The sequence below is a fragment of the Sideroxyarcus emersonii genome (assembly GCF_021654335.1).
Taxonomy (GTDB): domain Bacteria; phylum Pseudomonadota; class Gammaproteobacteria; order Burkholderiales; family Gallionellaceae; genus Sideroxyarcus; species Sideroxyarcus emersonii.
Genome location: NZ_AP023423.1, coordinates 75,558 through 92,599, shown reverse-complemented (window position 1 = coordinate 92,599; position 17,042 = coordinate 75,558). Strand labels below are relative to the sequence as shown.

Here is a 17,042-nt window from a genome sequence, read left to right as displayed (position 1 = left end):
CCTTAGCCTTTCCCGCCCGTTGCAGCCGGTGTTGCAGCAGCAGGCGCTGCGCCTTTGGTCAGGTTAAAGTTGAGGGAAAACTCGCTCAGGCGCGTACCGCCAACAGTCGTAGCATGCACCTCAATCAGAGTCGGGGTATCCAGCCAAGGAGAGTCCTCGATCGAGCGCATCAAGGTGGAGACCCGGGCACTCGACTGGGCGTAGCCAACTATGCTGATTCTGTACCCAGTCTGCTTGAGGCTCTTCAAATATACGCCGTCCGGCAATATCCGCAGCATCTGGTCTAACAGATGAACGACATCCGAACGCGTGCTCTGCAGATTCTCGACCACCGTCTTCCTGGCCAGCAACGCCTGGGTCTGTTCGCGCAACTTCCTGATCTCTTCGATCTGCTTGTCAAGCACCGTTATCTCTTGCTTCAGATAGGCATTGCGGCGTTCCTGATAGGAAATCTGCGTGCTGATGGCTACATGGACAAAACCGACAATCACGCCACCCAACACCAGCGAAATGGCACTCAGTATGATGAATTGCAGTTGACGGGCTTTTCGCTTTTCTGCGCGGTGCGGCAGTAGGTTCACGCGTATCATGATGGATCGAATCTCCGCATAGCCAAACCACATGCAATCATCAGCGCCGGTGCATCCATCTGCAGCTGGCGCGGCTTGATGCGACTGGACAGCGTCATCAATTCAAACGGATTCGCCACCAGCGTGCTGACCTGTGTGCGAGTCGCCACGGCCTCATCCAGCCCCGGCAGGGCGGCACATCCGCCGGCCAGCACCACATAGTTCACTTCGTTGTACTGCGTCGAGGTAAAGAAGAACTGCAGCGCGCGCGAAACTTCCATGGCAACGTTCTCGCGGAAGGGAGACAACACGTCGCTTTCGTAATTCTCCGGCAGCCCGCCGTTGCGCTTGGCCGACTCGGCCTCTTCGGCCGACAGCCCGAAGACCCCCTGGATCTGCTGTGTGAGCTGTGCTCCGCCCACCTGCTGATCGCGCGCGTATATCGATTGCCCATTACGCAATACGTTCACATTCATGACATATGCACCGATGTCTACCAAGGCCACGCATTGATCTGCCGCACCGCCCGGCAATTGGCTGCGTATCATGTCAAACGCCGCTTCCGCAGCATAGGGTTCTACGTCCACCACGATGGCCTTTAACCCGGCAGACTGCGCCGCCGCCACGCGATCTTCGACATTGGCCTTGCGCGAAGCAGCCAACAGCACTTCGACTTCATCCGGGTTGTTCGGCGCCGGGCCGATCACCTGGAAATCCAGGTTGACCTCTTCCAGCGCAAAAGGAATGTATTGATTGGCCTCGCTCTCGACCTGGTACTCCAGATCATCTTCGCGCAGGCCGGCGGGTAACAAAATCTTTTTGCTGATCACCGCTGCGGCCGGCAGGGCCAGGCTGACGTTCTTGATACGCGACCCCAGCCGCTTCCAGGCGCGCTTCACCGTTTCCGAAACCGCATCCAGGTTATTGATGTTGCCATCGCTCACCGCGTCGGGCGGGAGCATCTCGATGGCATAGCGCTCGACCACATAACCAGCCTTTTTGGGCGCCTGACTCAATTCCACCATCTTGACAGAAGACGAACTAATATCCACCCCGATCAAGGGCGGCGTTGAGGTAGTCAGAAAGTCTAATGGGATATCAAAATTTCCTTTGATCATAGACTGGTTAGCGCTCTTCCGTACTAAAGTGGTTTAAATCCTAGCAATAACTCCCACGAGTGTAAAGTTTTTTTTATGCGCTCGTTTTCTGTGCACCAAACGATATAATTACATAAATATATAACTCAAACATTCGTCATGACCTCTCGTTGGTGGTTTTATCCCGCGCTTGTCGTACTCGTCCTGCCCCTGTTGCCGATTCTGCTGCTCGTCTTTGCGGCGATAGTCACCTATCCCACACTGCCTTCGCTGGAAACGCTGACCGACTATCGCCCCAAAATGCCGCTGCGCGTTTTCAGCGCGGAAGGCACGCTGATCGGCGAATTCGGCGAAGAGCGCCGCGAGCTGGTCAAGATAGACGACGTGCCGGTCCTCATGAAAAAGGCCATTCTGGCCGCAGAAGACGACCGCTTCTACGAACATGGCGGCGTCGACTATATCGGCGTGCTGCGCGCGGCCTACTCCAACTTTACTTCGGGCGGGGTCAAGCAGGGGGCCAGCACGATCACCATGCAGGTGGCGCGGAACTTCTTCCTTTCCAAGGAAAAAACGCTCTCGCGCAAATTCAACGAAATGCTGCTTTCGTTCAAGATCGAGCATAACCTGACCAAGGACGAGATCCTGCAGCTATACATCAACCATATCTATCTTGGGCAACGTTCCTACGGATTCGCTTCTGCCGCCCAGGTCTATTTTGCCAAATCGCTCAACCAGCTCAGCCCCGCCGAGATGGCAATGCTGGCAGGCCTCCCCAAGGCGCCCGCCACCTTCAACCCGGTGGTGAATCCGGAGCGCGCCAAGCTGCGCCAGATGTACATCCTGCGCCGCATGCACGACCTTGGCTACATCACCAAGGAACAATTCGAGCAGGCACAGAGCGAACCCATCGTAACGCGGCAAGCAAACCGCCACCAGGAATATCCTGTCAACGCCAGTTATGTCGCCGAAATGGTGCGCCAGGAAATGTATGACCGCTTCCAGGACGACGCCTATACCCAGGGCTACAGCGTATACACCACGATCCGTGCGCAAGACCAGGCCGCTGCCTATGCCTCAGTGCGCAAGGGCGTGATGGAATACGACCATCGTCACGGCTATCGCGGACCTGAAGGCTATGTCGACCTGAAAAAGAACAACACCGACGAACTGCTGGACGAAGCCCTGGAAGACGTGCCGGACAGCGACGACCTCATTCCGGCCATCGTGCTGTCCATCAACCCCAAGGGCATTCGCGTCCACTGCAAGGGCGGCCAGATCGTGGAAGTTCGCGGGGAAGGATTGCGCTTCGCGCAACAGACGCTGGGCAACAAGCTGGCGCTCAACCATCGCATCCGCAATGGTTCACTGATCCGTGTCTACAAGAATGACAAGGACTTCTGGGAAATCACCCAGCTGCCGCAGATCGAGTCCGCCTTCGTTTCGGCCAATCCCCGCGACGGCGCCATCTATGCGCTGGTCGGCGGCTTCGATTTCTATCGCAACCAGTTCAACCATGTCACCCAGGCATGGCGGCAACCCGGCTCCAGTTTCAAGCCTTTCATCTATTCCGCCGCGCTTGAAAAGGGTTTCACCCCTGCGTCGATCATCAATGACGCCCCGCTGGTGATCGATCTCTCGCAGACCGGCGAAGAGCTGTGGCAGCCAAAGAACTTCGAAGGCGGTTTCGATGGTCCGATGCGCATGCGCCAAGGCCTGGTCCGCTCCAAGAACCTCGTTTCCATCCGTATCCTGCAGGCTATCGGGCTTGAGTACGCGCAAGACTATGTGACCAAGTTCGGCTTCGACAAGGACAAGATCAAACCCTTCCTGACGATGGCACTCGGGGCCGGCTCGGTAACGCCGATGCAGCTGATGGGCGGTTATTCGGTCTTCGCCAATGGCGGCTACCGCATCATGCCCTATTTCATCCAGCGCATCGAGGATGGACAGGGCAAGGTCATTTCGCAGGCGGCGCCCGTCGTTGCGGGCCAAGGCGCCGAACAGGTCATCGATGTGCGCAACGCCTTCACCATGGTCAACATGATGCAGGATGTGGTGAAACATGGCACCGCCATACGCGCCATGGAGCTGGGACGGCAGGATCTGGCCGGCAAGACCGGCACCACCAGCGACTCGATGGATGCCTGGTTCGCCGGCTTCCATCCCACCCTGGTCGCCGTGACCTGGATCGGTTATGACAATCCACAAAGTCTGGGCGAAAAGGAAACGGGCGGAGGCGCGGCATTGCCGATCTGGATGGGCTACATGGAAAAGATGCTGAAAGGCGTGCCCGAGATCGAATACTCGATCCCGGATCATATTGTCACCGCGCGCATCAACGATAACGGCTTGCGCGACCCCAACGGCACCCACACCGAATACTTCTACGAAGAAAACCTGCCTCCGGAGCAAGGCGAAAGCGTTCCGGATAGCAGCAAGCCGGCGGAAGCGGGCGGACAACTTTTCTGATAAAAAGATGGGCAAACCTCACCCGCAACGCCGCGACCTGATGCGCGAACAGCTCGCCCATATGGCCGCCAAATTGATGGCCGAAGACGGCATCACCGATCACGCCTACGCCAAGCGTAAGGCCGCGCGCCAGCTCGGCGCATCGGACACCCATCACCTGCCCAGCAATCAGGAGGTGGACGATGCCTTGCACAGCTATCGCGCACTCTACCAGCAGGAAAGCCACCCCGGCGTCCTGCACCAGCTGCGCCAGGACGCACTTGCCGCCATGCGTCAGCTGGAAGCGTTCCATCCTTATCTCACCGGTTCGGTGCTGAGCGGCACCGCTGGCGAACGCTCCGACATCAACCTGATCCTGTTCAGCGACGACGAAAAGGCCGTGCTGCTGTTCCTGCTCAAGCACAATGTGGAATTCGACGACGGGGAATGGAAGACGCAGATCGGCGGCCGCAAGGAAACTGTGCCCAGCTACACCCTGGCCAGCGAGTCAGGCGCCCAGATTCATATCATCGTCTTGCCGGAGAATGCCTTGTACAGCGGCAGCCGCCATCCCGAAACCCATGCGGACATCGCCGCGGTGGAAGCGTTACTGGCAGTCTGAGCGCTCGGCAAGCAGTCATCCCCGAACCTGCCGATTCAAGGGCTAGGCGGTATTCAGCCGATCCAGCAAATCGCGTATCTTCATCGGATCATCGGCTCGCAGTATTTTCTGAACGAGCGGCGTCATCTCCGGCAGGCTGGTGGTGAGTACGCGCTGTTTTGTGCCCAGCAATTGGGCCGGATGCATGGAGAACTGGCGCAAGCCGAGACCGAGCAGCAACCGGGTGTATGCGAGCTCGCCCGCCATCTCGCCGCAGACCGAGATCGGGACCCCCGCCTTGTTGGCACTACCGATCACGTGCGCCAGCAGCTGCAGCACCGCAGGGTGCAGCGGGTCATACAAATGGGCGACCTCATCGTCGGTACGGTCGATCGCCAGCGTGTACTGGATCAGGTCGTTGGTGCCGATGGAAAGGAAATCCAGCTTCTTGATAAAGACGTTGAGCGCCAGGGCCGCCGCCGGGATCTCGATCATGCCGCCGATCTGCACATTCGGGTCATAGGCGATCCCTTCGTTGGCAAGACTCTGCTTGGCCCCCTCGATGAACTGCAGGGTCTGGTTGATCTCGGCGGTGCCTGACAGCATCGGTACGAGGATCTTCAGGTTGCCGTATGCCGAAGCGCGCAGCAGTGCCCGCAACTGGGTGCGGAACAATTGCGGCTCGGCCAGACACAAGCGAATGGCGCGCAGGCCCAGCGCCGGATTGCTGGCGACACGCACCGCGCCCTTGATCTGCTTGTCCGCCCCGAGGTCGAAGGTGCGGATGGTGACCGGCAGGCCCTCCATGCCCTCGATGACTTCACGGTAGGCATTGAACTGCTCCTCCTCGTCCGGCAGGTTGTCGCGGTTGAGGAACAGGAACTCGCTGCGGAACAGGCCGATGCCGGTCGCACCGTTCTCCTTCACCTCCGGCAGGTCGTGCGGCATCTCGATGTTGGCATGCAGCTCGATGTGCGTACCGTCCAGCGTGTCGGCGTGGGCGGTCTTCAACCGTTTCAGCTTTTGCCGTTCCAGTTCCCATTGACTCTTGCGCAGCCTGTAATCGGCCAGCAGATGCTTGTCGGGGTCAACGATCACCACGCCCTGCTCGCCGTCGACGATGAGCATGTCGTGATCCTTGATCAGCTCACGGGCATGGTGCAAGCCGACCACGCAGGGCGTATTCAGGCTGCGCGCGACGATGGAAGTATGCGATGTGGCACCGCCCAGGTCGGTCAGGATGCCGGAGAACTGGTGCGGCTTGAGCTGGATCAGGTCGGCGGGGCTGACGTCGTGCGCCACCAGGATCATCTCCACATCGTGCTTGCCGCTGGGCGGCACATGCCCGGATTCCCCGTTCAGCGCCTTGAGTACCCGTTCCACCACCTGCACCACATCGGTCTTGCGTTCCCGCAGATAGGCATCCTCGAACGCCTCGAACTGCGTGACCAGCGCATCCATCTGGGTCTTCAGCGCCCACTCCGCATTGCAGTGTTCGCGCTTCACCATCTCGCGCGCGGCGTGGTTGATATGTTCGTCGCCAAGGATCATCAGGTGCAGATCGAGAAAGGCCTCGAACTCCGCCGCCGCCTGTTGCGGGCGGAAACTGCGCAGATCGACCAGTTCCATGCGCGTCGCTTCGAGTGCGCCATCCAGGCGCGCCACCTCTTCATCCACCAGATGCTTGGGCAGCACGTAGTGCGCCACCTCCAGCGAGGTATGCGACACCAGATGGGCATGGCCGATGGCGATGCCGCTGGAGACCGGGAGCCCGTGCAGCGTAAAGCTCATTCGCCTTCTCCGAAGTAGTCGTTTATCAGGGCCAGGATCGCATCCATCGCCTCCTGCTCGCGCTCGCCGGCAGTCTCGATATTGATGGAAGAGCCTTTGGCGGCCGCCAGCATCATCACCCCCATGATGCTTTTCGCATTCACCCGACGCCCGTTGCGCGACAGCCACACTTCGCACGGATACTGCGATGCGAGCTGGGTCAGTTTCGCCGATGCGCGGGCATGCAGCCCGAGCTTGTTAATGATTTGCACATCCTGTTGCAACATTGCAGCCTTCCATATCCGAATTCATATCCACGATGCACTCGCGCCCGCCCTCGATCGCGCGGTGTACCATCTCTTCCAGGGTCTTTTCGCTGCAACACGTCACGCGCAACAGCATCGGCAGGTTAACGCCCGCCACCCCTCGCACTGCCGGCTGCTGACACAGCTGCCTTGCTATATTGCTCGGCGTCGCGCCGTAGACATCCGACAGTACCAGCACACCGTCGCCGCCATTCAATTGCGCAACCAGGGAATTTCCTTCTGCCAGTTTCTGCTGCGGATCGTCGCTTGCCAGCACCGACAGGCTCTTGAGGTGCGCGGGCGCTTCACCCAGTACATGCCGCACACAATCGATCAGGCTGTCGCCCAGACCATTGTGGGTTACCAATAAGATACCGACCAATCAATACACTCCTGTTAAATGCGCCAGCAAAGCCGCGACCGCCAGCAGCACGATCCAGCCGTAACGCAACAACCCTCTCCGCACCCTTGCCGCTGTCGCAGCGCTCGCATCCTCCGCGTCCACGATGGCACGTATCTTCTTAAGTGCCAGCCGGCCTGTCGTACGGCGGATATTCTGCTGCAACTGCTCTTCGCCGTTCATGGCTCGATCTTGCGCACCGTTGATTCATCCGCGAATTTTAGCCGTTTCTGCATTGCCGCGGTGAGATGCACCGCCCCCTGGTCATCGACCAGCAGCGCTTCGTCGAGATGCATCTTTTGTGCGGCAGCCAGCCAGCCCTGTACGCCGGAGATGAACAGCGGCTTGGACGATTCGTCGGACAACAGCCCGGCTTTCGCACCATGGGTAAGGATGGTCACGGCCTGCACCCCTTGCACCGGATATCCGGTACGGGGATCGATCAGGTGGCAGTAACGCTTGCCGCCCAGCTCGAAAAAGCGCTGGTAATCGCCGGAAGTGCCGATCGCCTCGCCGTCGTGTAATTCCAGCGTGGCCAGCGGCCCCGGCTTGCGCGGATGCTGGATGCCGATGCGCCAGGCACGCGAACCATGCTGCCCCAGCGCCAGCACGTTACCGCCGATATTGATCAGTGCGTTGCGGATACCCTGCTGTTTCAATATATCTGCGGCACGATCCAGCGCATACCCCTTGGCGTAGCCACCAAGATCGATCTTGACCGCGCGGTTGCGGCTGCCGACGACGACGTCGCCGTTTCCGTGCGACAGGCCGGCGGATGGCAATGCCGGCGTGAACGCCAGATCGCTCATCTGAGGATTCGCCTTTACCAGCGCGGCGATCTTTTTCCCATCCGGCAGCACGGCCTTGAAGTCGTCCGCCTGGAATCCCCACGCCTGGATCAGCCCACCGATCGCCGGATCGAACAAGCCATCGGATTGTGCGGAGACTCGTGCGGCATCCTGCAACATCGCTGCCAGTTCCGGCGAAACCGCTTTCGATTTCCCCTGCGCAATCGCAACGTTCAGCTCGCTCAATTCGGACGGCCGCCATGCATGCAATTTGTCATGCAGCCGCTGGAATTCCTGCATCACCGCTGTGATGCCCGCCTTGGCACGCGCCTCGTCTTCGCCGTAGATGGTCACCTCGACCAGGGTGCCGAATACGTAACCTTGCTGCTCGTAGGTTTGCGATCCGCTGTTGCAAGCGGCAAGCAGCGCAAACAGCGGGAGCAGCAGCAGACGGAAACTCACGCCTGCATTCCTTCCAGCTCCAGCGACGCCGCCAGCATCGCCAGCCGCGCCACCACGCCGTAGGCATAGAAGCGGTTCGGCATGTCGTCCGGTTCGCAATCCGGATTGGGCAGGATGCAGCAGTCCTCGAAGGCCAGCGGCTCGAAGCGCATGCCCGGCGCGTTCAGGTTCTCGTCCACGCCGCGCTCGGTATGCATGCGATAGAAACCGCCGACCACGTAGCGGTCGATCATATAGACCACCGGCTCGGCCACCGCCTCATTCAGGTTCTCGAAAGTGTAGACACCTTCCTGCACCAGCACATCGGAGACTTGCAGTCCTTCCTTCACCACGGCCATCTTGTTGCGCTGCTTGCGATTCAGGTCGCGCACTTCGCTGGCATCCTTCACCGTCATGATGCCCATGCCATAGGTTCCGGCGTCCGCCTTGACGATGACGAAGGGGTCCTGCTTCACGTCGTATTCCGCATACTTGGCGCGTATCTGCTGCAACACCGCGTCGACCTGCGCCGCGAGGCAATCTTCGCCGACCTTCTCGTGAAAGTTGACCTGGTTGCACACGGCGAAATAAGGATCGATCAGCCATGGATCGATCTTGATGAGGTCGGCAAACTGTCCGGTGACCTGGTGGTACGCCGCAAAATGCCTGGATTTGCGCCGCACATACCAGCCCGCCTCCAGCGGCGGCAACACGGTCTGTTCAAGGTTCTTCAGGATGTCCGGCGCACCGGAAGAAAGATCGTTGTTGAGCAGGATCACGCAGGGATCGAAATCTTTCACGCCGAGGCGGTTGCCTGTGCGCACCAGCGGCTCGAGCGTAAGCGTGTTGCCGTTCGCCAATTCCAGCGTGGTGGGCTGGGTGATCTCCGGCAACAGCGAACCGATGCGTACATTGAACCCGGCCTGCCGCAGGATGCGTCCAAGTTGTGCCACATTCTGCAGGTAGAACTGGTTGCGCGTGTGGTTCTCCGGGATCAGCAGCACCCCGCGCGCTTCCGGGCAGATCTTCTCTACCGCGCTCTGCACGGCATGCACGCACAACGGCAGGAAGTCAGGATTGAGATTGTTGAAGCCTCCCGGAAACAGATTGGTATCCACCGGGGCGAGCTTGAAACCGCTGTTGCGCAGGTCGACCGAACTGTAGAACGGCGGCGTATGTTCCTGCCACTGCGTGCGGAACCAGTGCTCGATGGCCGGCTGGGCGGTGAGAATGCGCTGCTCCAGTTCCAGCAGCGGGCCTTTGAGTGCGGTAGTGAGGCGCGGAACCATGTAATTGCCCGAGAAAAAACAATGCCGGTATTCTAGCCGATTGGGGCGATCCCATGCGCGACGTGCGGGGGCATCGCCACAGGAAGAAAGGGTTACTGGCGCAGCTGTTGCAGCAGATCGTAGCCCTCGCCCCACTCGCCGAGGCCGCTCTCCGCATTGATATGGCCGCGAGCACCGATGTGAACGACGCGGCTGCCCCAGGCGCGAGCCAGGCGTTCCGCATGTTCCGGCGAACCGTAGGGATCGTCGGCGCTGATCACCACGGTGCTGGAAAAAGTAAACGGCTGTGCCGGCGTATGCGAATAACCCGTCACATCCGGGGGACAGTTCGGCCCGTTCGGATCCGGCACTGCCACCAGCAAGGCCGCCGCGATTGGCGAATGCGGCCCGGATGCCCAATGCGCAACGGTCAGACAGCCGAGGCTGTGCGCGGCCAAGATGGTCCGAGGCCCGGCCTGCCTCACGGCTGCTTCCAGCGTAGCCACCCATTCCTCGCAAACCGGCTTGTCCCAATCGCGCTGTTGCACACGCACAAAATCGGGATGCGCCCGCTCCCACAAAGATTGCCAGTGCAGCGGGCCGGAATTGCCGATGCCGGGGAGGATGAGGACAGGTGCGGACATCGGGTTATTCAAGCGTTGCCTGCGTGCGCCGTCAATCGGGCAGCCTGCTGCGCAACTCGTCGCGGTCGAACCACCACTTGCCTGCCACGATGGCGTCCATCTCGCGCGACAAGCGCGGCAAGAACACCCGCGGATCGCGCAGCTCCAGCCTGTCCAGCCATTTGTCCATCGCCACCTGATCCTGCACGTGGCCATGGCGTTTGGCCACCATCGCGATCAGGTTATCGGCGAGGAAACTGAGGGTTTCATGCTGATCGTCGTCTGCGCGCAGGTCGACCACATAACGCGCCGCAATCGCTGCCAGTGCGCCGACGTCAGCTGCGTCGGGCGTCTCCTCCACCAGATGGATCAGCATCGCCGCCGTCACTTCCGGATCGACCGGAAAAGTCACGGCCAGCCAGATCCCCATGCCCAGCGCCGCCATCGAATCTTCCTGCCCGGCCTGGAACAGCACATCGCACGCCTCCACCGCGTCCTGCCAGGATTCGAACTGCATAGCGATGCGGAATGCCTCGCGTGCGATGTCCCACGCCTCCTTCCCGCGCTCCAGCGCATTCAGCAGTTCGGCGATGTCCATTTGCAGCCGTGCGCGCTGCAACGAGACCGCTTCGCCCAGTATGCTCAGTTCCTGCAGCTTTTCCGCAAGATGCCGCTTCAGGACGGCCTGCTCTGCTGCTGACAGACCATCATTGGCGTGTTTGATCAACGGGGTGATGCCAGTGATTTCTTGACTCATGCGACTACTGAATGTGGATTTGAGGAAGGTTGTAGTTTAAACCAAGTAGTGTTTTGAACCCGACCGCATTAATTCCGGGATAAGCAGTGCAAGACATTATTCGCACAGGTTTTCTTCAACTAGCGCCATTTCCCGGCAGAAACCCAAAAGTCAGCCCCCGCCCCGTCAGTGGTAGAATGCGCGCCTTCGAAAATAAGGCAGTCCCATGTTAGCTACCGCAAATATCACCATGCAGTTCGGCGCCAAGCCGTTGTTCGAGAACGTCTCCGTCAAGTTCGGCGACGGCAACCGCTACGGCCTGATCGGCGCCAACGGTTGCGGCAAATCCACCTTCATGAAGATCCTCGGCGGCGACCTGGAACAAAGTTCCGGCGAAGTGATGCTGGACAAGAACGAACGCCTCGGCAAGCTGCGCCAGGACCAGTTCGCCTACGAAGACCGGCGCGTGCTGGATGTGGTGATGATGGGGCATGCCGAAATGTGGGACGCGATGTCCGAGCGCGATGCGATCTACGCCAACCCGGATGCCTCGGAAGAGGACTACATGCGCGCCGCCGACCTGGAGGCGACCTTCGCCGAATACGACGGCTACACCGCCGAAGCACGGGCGGGCGAGCTGCTGCTGGGCGTGGGCATCGCCATCGAATTGCATAACGGCCCGATGCGCGAGGTCGCGCCCGGCTTCAAGCTGCGCGTGCTGCTGGCGCAGGCGCTGTTCTCCAACCCGGACATCCTGCTGCTGGACGAACCGACCAACAACCTCGACATCAATACCATCCGCTGGCTGGAAGACGTGCTCAACGCGCGCAACTCGACCATGGTGATCATCTCGCACGACCGTCACTTCCTGAACAGCGTATGCACGCACATGGCCGACCTCGACTACGGCAAGATCACCGTATATCCGGGCAACTACGACGACTACATGCTGGCTTCCACGCAGGCGCGCGAACAGCAGGCGGCGGACAACGCCAAGGCCAAGGAGAAGGTCGCCGAACTGCGCGCCTTCGTGGCACGCTTCTCCGCCAATGCGTCCAAGGCCAAGCAGGCCACCTCGCGCGCGCGCCAGATCGACAAGATCAAGATCGAGGACTTCAAGCCGTCCAGCCGCCAGTATCCGTTCATCCGTTTCGAATACGACGAGCGCGAGAAGCTGCACCGCGTTGCGGTGGAAGTGGAGAAGGTGGCCAAGGGCTTCGACCGCATGCTGTTCTCGAACGTGAATTTCCGCATCGACGCGGGCGAGAAAGTCGCCATCATCGGCCCCAACGGCATCGGTAAAACGACGCTGCTGCGCATCCTGGCAGGCGATCTCGCGCCGGACACCGGCACCGTCAAATGGGCGGAGAAAGCCAAGCCCGGCTACTACGCGCAGGACCACGCGCACGAGTTCGCCGAAGACAAGACGCTCACCGACTGGATGACCGATTGCCGCGGGCCGCATGACGACGACCAGGTGGTGCGCGGCACGCTGGGCCGTTTGCTGTTTTCCGGCGACGAGGTGAAGAAGAACGTGAAGGTGCTGTCCGGCGGCGAGAAGGGCCGCATGATGTTCGGCAAGCTGATGCTGGCCAGGCCGAACGTGCTGCTGATGGACGAACCGACCAACCACATGGACATGGAATCCATCGAATCGCTCAACACCGCGTTGCTGGAATACAAGGGCACGCTGGTATTCGTCAGCCACGACCGCGAGTTCGTGTCGTCTCTGGCCACTCGCATCATCGAGATCTCGGCCAAGGGCGTGAACGATTACCACGGCACGTACGAAGAATTCCTGCGCGACCAGATGGCGGATTAATGACAAATCGTCATTCCGGCGCAGGCCGGAATCCAGTTGATTCGCAAGCCCCGCGCAGCGGTTCAACAGATGGTTTGGCCGTTCCTCGAAACTCGCCGCAAGCGGTTCCTTTTGCCCGCTATGCGGAGATGTTTTACTGCTGGATTCCGGCCTGCGCCGGAATGACGGGGGGTTGGGTGTGACTACTTCTAAGGGAACGATCGGCGTCTTCGATTCAGGTGTGGGCGGCTTGTCCGTGCTGCAGCACATCCGCCAGGCGCTGCCGCATGAACGCCTGATCTATGTTGCCGATTCCGGCCACGTTCCTTACGGCGACAAGTCGCCGGCATTCATCGAGGCACGTTCACTGGCGATTGCGCACTTCCTGGTCGAACAAGGTGCCGACGCCATCGTCATCGCCTGTAACACGGCCACTGCGGCGGCAGTGACCACCCTGCGCAGCCAGTTCACGCTTCCCGTCATAGGCATGGAACCGGCCGTCAAACCCGCCGTCGCTGCCACCAGGAGCGGCGTGGTCGGGGTGCTGGCCACGGTCGGCACGCTGGAAAGCGCGCGCTTCGCGGCACTGCTGGAACGCTATGGAGAAGAAGTCGAGATCGTCACCCAGAGCTGTCCCGGGCTGGTCGAGCAGGTCGAACAGGGCGACATGAGCAGCGCACGCACGCATGCACTGATCGAACGTTATACGGCACCCCTGCTGGAGCGCGGGGCCGACACCTTGATCCTCGGCTGCACGCATTATCCTTTTCTTGCCCCGACGATCCGCCGTGTGGTCGGCGATGACGTTGCGCTGGTGGATACCGGTGCCGCCGTCGCGCGCCATCTGCAGCATCGCGTCAAAGCCGAACTGCCGCCCAGAACCGGCAGCGAAGCTGTCGAGCAATTCTTCACCAGCGGCGACCCCGCAGAGGCTGCGCGCATCATGTCGATCTTGTGGGGCAGGGAAGTTGCGGTATCGCTGCTGCCGCGGGAATACCTGTAGTTAGCCGGCACACAGGCTGCTGTCCGGCCGGGACGGCGAGTACCGCCGCCCCGGATCGGAATCACAGCTTCTGGTGGCTGCCGTCGCAGGTGATGCCGTTGCCGCTATGCTTGCAACCGCAGAAATAGACGGTCTCCGATTTATCCGCCTTGAATTCCCTGGGAGAGAACCCGGAACCCTGATGGCTGCCATCGCAGAACGGCTGTCCTGCGCTCTTGCCGCAGGTGCAATACCAATAGCTCTTGCCTGCTTCGACTGCAACGGCATAGGGCGACTTCTGGGCGATATGGGGTTTCTTTTCGGTCATGTCTGTTCCTCGGTTTGCAACCCCGCGCGATCTGCGCTGCATCGGGGCGGCTATTCAATGCAGCTGAACGGCGCTGCCCCGGCTTTCTTTTCCGGAGCGATCGGGAGAAAGCGCCCGCATGTTAGGCGGCGCCAGATGAAAGATAAAGGTGCACCGGCGGGATGAGCTGTTCCACAAATGGAACGAAAGCCTCTGCGGTATGTGTCTCCGGCATTTCCGGCCGCATCCTTCTTCTGATTCAGAACCGGTAACCCACTAGGAAATTGACGCTCTCCATGCCCCTGCGTTGCACGAGCGGGCTTTGCAAGGCCGGACCGGTGAGCCATTTGTAGGATACCCCGCCATTGCTGAACCATTCCTTGCTGTAGTTGTGCAGCCAGTTCGCGGTCAGCGCGTAATCCTTGATCCCGGCACCGGCATTGTAGGTGGTCAGCACGTAACCCGATGCGGCCGCCTGTTCCGGTGTGACGCCGAAATATGTCTGGTTGAACTTGCCATCGCCCCAATTGAGGTTGGTGCCGAGGCGCATGCGGTCGGCCGTCGAGAGCGGAAAATTGATGCCTGCCCCCAGCTCCGCGTGCACGCCGTGGCTGCCTGTGGATATGCCGCTGGAGACATACCAGGGGGCAAAGCGGCGATTGAAGAACAATCCCGCCTCCGGTATGAAGCGGATGTCGCCGGTGCCGTTCAGGCGCGGATCCGCACTTTGCCAGCGGCCATAGCCGGGTGCCAGGCGCACGCCGTATTGGCTGTCGCGATCATCGGAAAAATTGTAGCCTATGCCGCGCAACAGGCTGATGAATGCCTTGCCGTCCTTATAGCTGGCCTCCAGCAAGGGCATGAAGCGCATGCGGTCGTTGGCCGCGCCTTCATAACGCGGTGCGTAGCTCGCACCGCCGCCAAGGGAGAATTTCCACGGGCTTTCGGCTGGCACATTCTCGGCCACGGGAATGCGCGGCACATTGTTGAGCGGCAAATCCGGGATCGGCTCGACATCGAGGTTCGCGGCAAGCGCAGGCAAAGGAGCGGCAATTATCAGGAACAGGGCAAGTCGTCGCATCATTATCGGGGGCTGGATTGCATGGATTTTGCGGGCTGCGATGTTATCAAATTGTGCGCGGCTCAAGCTGGCTTGCGGTTGCCCCAGGATCCCCGGCTCGTCACCCGCCGCCGCACCCCGGCCGTGATTTTTACCGGATGCGCATCCGGCCTAAGCTCTTTTGTGCTACATATCGCAGGATGAAAACCGCACTCTTCATCCTGGCGTTGTCGCTTGTGCCGTTCGCCGCCGGCGCCGAACCTCACCCTGTCGAAATCCATACCCGGCTGGCCTCGCCGATCGGCGCCGACAAGAAAGTCGCCCTGACGCTGGATGCCTGTTCCGGCAAGTACGATGACGATCTGATCGAGTTCCTGATCCAGAACCGTATCCCGGCAACGATCTTTGCCACCAAGAAGTGGCTGGACAAGAACCCGCACGGGCTTTCCGTGATCAAGGCGCACCTCGACCTGTTCGATGTCGAAAACCATGGCGAGAAACACATCCCCGCGATCATCGGCACAGACCGGAATGTCTACGGCATTCCCGGCGAGCCCGATGTCGTCCATTTGCGCCGCGAAGTGGTGGAAGGTGCGCGCGCCGTGGAAAAAGCCACCGGCATCGCACCGCATTGGTACCGGGATGCCACCGGCGAATACGATCCACAGGCCATCCAGGAGATCGACAAGCTGGGATACAAGATCGCCGGCTTTTCCGTGAATGCCGACCAGGGCGCCACCGCGAAGAAAGCCGCTATCGAGAAGCGGCTGGAAAAGGTGATGCCCGGCGACGTCATCATCGCGCACATGAACAAACCGGCTTCCGATTCGGCCGAGGGATTGGCCGTCGGGTTGTCCTACCTGCTGAAGGCCGGTTTCGTCTTCGTTCGGCTGGATCAGGTCGACCTGCAGCTGATACCGGAGAAGGCCCCCAAAAAATCGCCCTAGCGATCGCTGCACATTTTGCCGCTGCCGCCGAATCTCCCCGAGATGTTCGGGGGATTGAGATTCCCCTGTCGGGCGCGCTGCTTCCATCCATGCGCGCGGTGCCGACGAAGCATGCTCTCGCTTCGGAGCGCAGCAAATTCATCTCGCTTCAAATTCCTTTTTCGAAAAGTTTATCACTGCTGGCGACATGGATTTGCTGCCGGGACCGTCAAAATTCCGTGATGGCCAATCGCTCTGAAACCCCTATAAACATTGGGGAAAGACGCGGTCCCGACATTCCAAAAAAAAACGACTCAAGGTAAGATTATTTTCGATGTCAGCTTTCGCTTTCATCGCAGCAAAAAACATTAAATTACCTCAGGGGAGTCGAATCATGGGAAGTGGATTGATCTTGTTGTTTGTATTTTCGCCGTTCATCCTGTTGTCGCTGTCGGTACTGGCAGTAGGCAAGGGCAAGTAATTCCGCGGTACATGGAAGCTCTTCCATGACTGCAAAGATCAGCGGCACTCTTCTTGCCGCTGGTCATCATCCAGAAGGTTTCACCGCCATCCCCCAAGCACGCTGAACCCGGGCATCGAGGCTGGCCGCCGATATGCAGCAAATCGGTTCAGGGTCGGGTTTGGCCCATCGCCTTGAGCAATTGCGACAGGTCATCCGGCGTTTGCGCTGCCGCCTGCGGGCCTGCGATCTGTTCCTGCACCCAGTCCACTGCGGCCCCCGCACCCCATGACAGCAGGGAGGCAAGCACGAATACCAGCAGGCCGCGAGTCATGCCTCCGGGTGTTCCATGCGCCTCCAGATATCGGCGGATATACCAGGCGGCGAGGAAGAACACCACTGTGGAAATGAACAGGTTCCAGATGGAGGGTAAGGCAAACATGTTGGATATTTCTCCCGT

The 17,042-nt window shown here is 60.0% G+C and carries 18 protein-coding genes; 5 read left to right on the top strand and 13 right to left on the bottom strand.

Annotated features, from left to right (window positions below):
- Nucleotides 1-2: 2 nt before the first annotated feature.
- Together L6418_RS00430 and L6418_RS00425 are read right to left on the bottom strand one after the other, a co-directional pair.
- The gene (locus tag L6418_RS00430; protein WP_237247517.1) at nucleotides 3-590 is read right to left on the bottom strand and encodes a PilN domain-containing protein; all 588 of its coding nucleotides are present in this window, start codon (nucleotides 588-590) and stop codon (nucleotides 3-5) included.
- Nucleotides 587-1,687 (bottom strand): pilus assembly protein PilM, encoded by a 1,101-nt coding sequence (locus L6418_RS00425; protein ID WP_237247516.1) that lies wholly within the window; start codon nucleotides 1,685-1,687, stop codon nucleotides 587-589. The genes L6418_RS00430 and L6418_RS00425 overlap by 4 nt, the downstream gene beginning before the upstream one ends.
- Before the next feature lie 138 nt (nucleotides 1,688-1,825).
- Here L6418_RS00425 and L6418_RS00420 point away from each other — a divergent pair, with 138 nt between their 5' ends.
- Both L6418_RS00420 and L6418_RS00415 read left to right on the top strand, forming a co-directional pair.
- A complete protein-coding gene (locus tag L6418_RS00420; RefSeq protein WP_237247515.1) occupies nucleotides 1,826-4,135 on the top strand; it encodes a penicillin-binding protein 1A in 2,310 nt (769 codons plus the stop codon).
- A gap of 7 nt (nucleotides 4,136-4,142) precedes the next feature.
- Entirely contained in the window at nucleotides 4,143-4,736 is a 594-nt protein-coding gene (locus L6418_RS00415) for a hypothetical protein (RefSeq protein WP_237247514.1), read from the top strand.
- A 42-nt stretch (nucleotides 4,737-4,778) separates the two neighbouring features.
- On the opposite strand, the gene ptsP is transcribed toward L6418_RS00415, so the two are convergent.
- The 8 genes from ptsP to L6418_RS00375 form a co-directional block, all read right to left on the bottom strand.
- Nucleotides 4,779-6,506 carry a phosphoenolpyruvate--protein phosphotransferase gene (gene ptsP / locus L6418_RS00410; protein ID WP_237247513.1) on the bottom strand — a complete coding sequence of 576 codons (1,728 nt, stop codon included), beginning with the start codon at nucleotides 6,504-6,506 and terminating at the stop codon, nucleotides 4,779-4,781.
- Nucleotides 6,503-6,772, bottom strand: coding sequence for an HPr family phosphocarrier protein (locus tag L6418_RS00405; RefSeq protein ID WP_237247512.1), 270 nt, complete (start codon nucleotides 6,770-6,772; stop codon nucleotides 6,503-6,505). Before L6418_RS00405 ends, ptsP begins: the two co-directional genes overlap by 4 nt.
- Nucleotides 6,744-7,172 carry a PTS sugar transporter subunit IIA gene (locus L6418_RS00400; protein WP_237247511.1) on the bottom strand — a complete coding sequence of 143 codons (429 nt, stop codon included), beginning with the start codon at nucleotides 7,170-7,172 and terminating at the stop codon, nucleotides 6,744-6,746. The genes L6418_RS00405 and L6418_RS00400 overlap by 29 nt, the downstream gene beginning before the upstream one ends.
- A complete protein-coding gene (locus tag L6418_RS00395) occupies nucleotides 7,173-7,373 on the bottom strand; it encodes a hypothetical protein (protein WP_237247510.1) in 201 nt (66 codons plus the stop codon).
- Entirely contained in the window at nucleotides 7,370-8,440 is a 1,071-nt protein-coding gene (locus L6418_RS00390; protein ID WP_237247509.1) for an FAD:protein FMN transferase, read from the bottom strand. The genes L6418_RS00395 and L6418_RS00390 overlap by 4 nt, the downstream gene beginning before the upstream one ends.
- Nucleotides 8,437-9,708, bottom strand: coding sequence for a glutamate--cysteine ligase (gshA, locus tag L6418_RS00385; protein ID WP_237247508.1), 1,272 nt, complete (start codon nucleotides 9,706-9,708; stop codon nucleotides 8,437-8,439). Before gshA ends, L6418_RS00390 begins: the two co-directional genes overlap by 4 nt.
- 92 nt (nucleotides 9,709-9,800) lie before the next feature.
- On the bottom strand, nucleotides 9,801-10,331 hold the full coding sequence (locus L6418_RS00380) for an alpha/beta hydrolase (RefSeq protein ID WP_237247507.1): 531 nt from the start codon (nucleotides 10,329-10,331) through the stop codon (nucleotides 9,801-9,803).
- Between the two features lie 31 nt (nucleotides 10,332-10,362).
- The gene (locus L6418_RS00375) at nucleotides 10,363-11,067 is read right to left on the bottom strand and encodes a hypothetical protein (protein ID WP_237247506.1); all 705 of its coding nucleotides are present in this window, start codon (nucleotides 11,065-11,067) and stop codon (nucleotides 10,363-10,365) included.
- A gap of 205 nt (nucleotides 11,068-11,272) precedes the next feature.
- Here L6418_RS00375 and L6418_RS00370 point away from each other — a divergent pair, with 205 nt between their 5' ends.
- Both L6418_RS00370 and murI read left to right on the top strand, forming a co-directional pair.
- Nucleotides 11,273-12,868, top strand: coding sequence for an ABC-F family ATPase (locus L6418_RS00370; protein ID WP_237247505.1), 1,596 nt, complete (start codon nucleotides 11,273-11,275; stop codon nucleotides 12,866-12,868).
- Between the two features lie 178 nt (nucleotides 12,869-13,046).
- Nucleotides 13,047-13,850 (top strand): glutamate racemase, encoded by an 804-nt coding sequence (murI, locus tag L6418_RS00365; protein ID WP_237247504.1) that lies wholly within the window; start codon nucleotides 13,047-13,049, stop codon nucleotides 13,848-13,850.
- A gap of 61 nt (nucleotides 13,851-13,911) precedes the next feature.
- Here the strand turns inward: murI and L6418_RS00360 are convergent, their stop codons facing one another.
- Nucleotides 13,912-14,157 carry a CDGSH iron-sulfur domain-containing protein gene (locus tag L6418_RS00360; RefSeq protein ID WP_237247503.1) on the bottom strand — a complete coding sequence of 82 codons (246 nt, stop codon included), beginning with the start codon at nucleotides 14,155-14,157 and terminating at the stop codon, nucleotides 13,912-13,914.
- A 238-nt stretch (nucleotides 14,158-14,395) separates the two neighbouring features.
- Complete coding sequence (locus L6418_RS00355) at nucleotides 14,396-15,220, bottom strand: MipA/OmpV family protein (RefSeq protein ID WP_237247502.1); 825 nt, start codon at nucleotides 15,218-15,220, stop codon at nucleotides 14,396-14,398.
- Nucleotides 15,221-15,396: 176 nt separating this feature from the next.
- Here L6418_RS00355 and L6418_RS00350 point away from each other — a divergent pair, with 176 nt between their 5' ends.
- A complete protein-coding gene (locus tag L6418_RS00350) occupies nucleotides 15,397-16,143 on the top strand; it encodes a polysaccharide deacetylase family protein (protein WP_237247501.1) in 747 nt (248 codons plus the stop codon).
- A 608-nt stretch (nucleotides 16,144-16,751) separates the two neighbouring features.
- Here the strand turns inward: L6418_RS00350 and L6418_RS00345 are convergent.
- Entirely contained in the window at nucleotides 16,752-17,024 is a 273-nt protein-coding gene (locus tag L6418_RS00345; RefSeq protein WP_237247500.1) for a hypothetical protein, read from the bottom strand.
- Nucleotides 17,025-17,042: the final 18 nt, after the last annotated feature.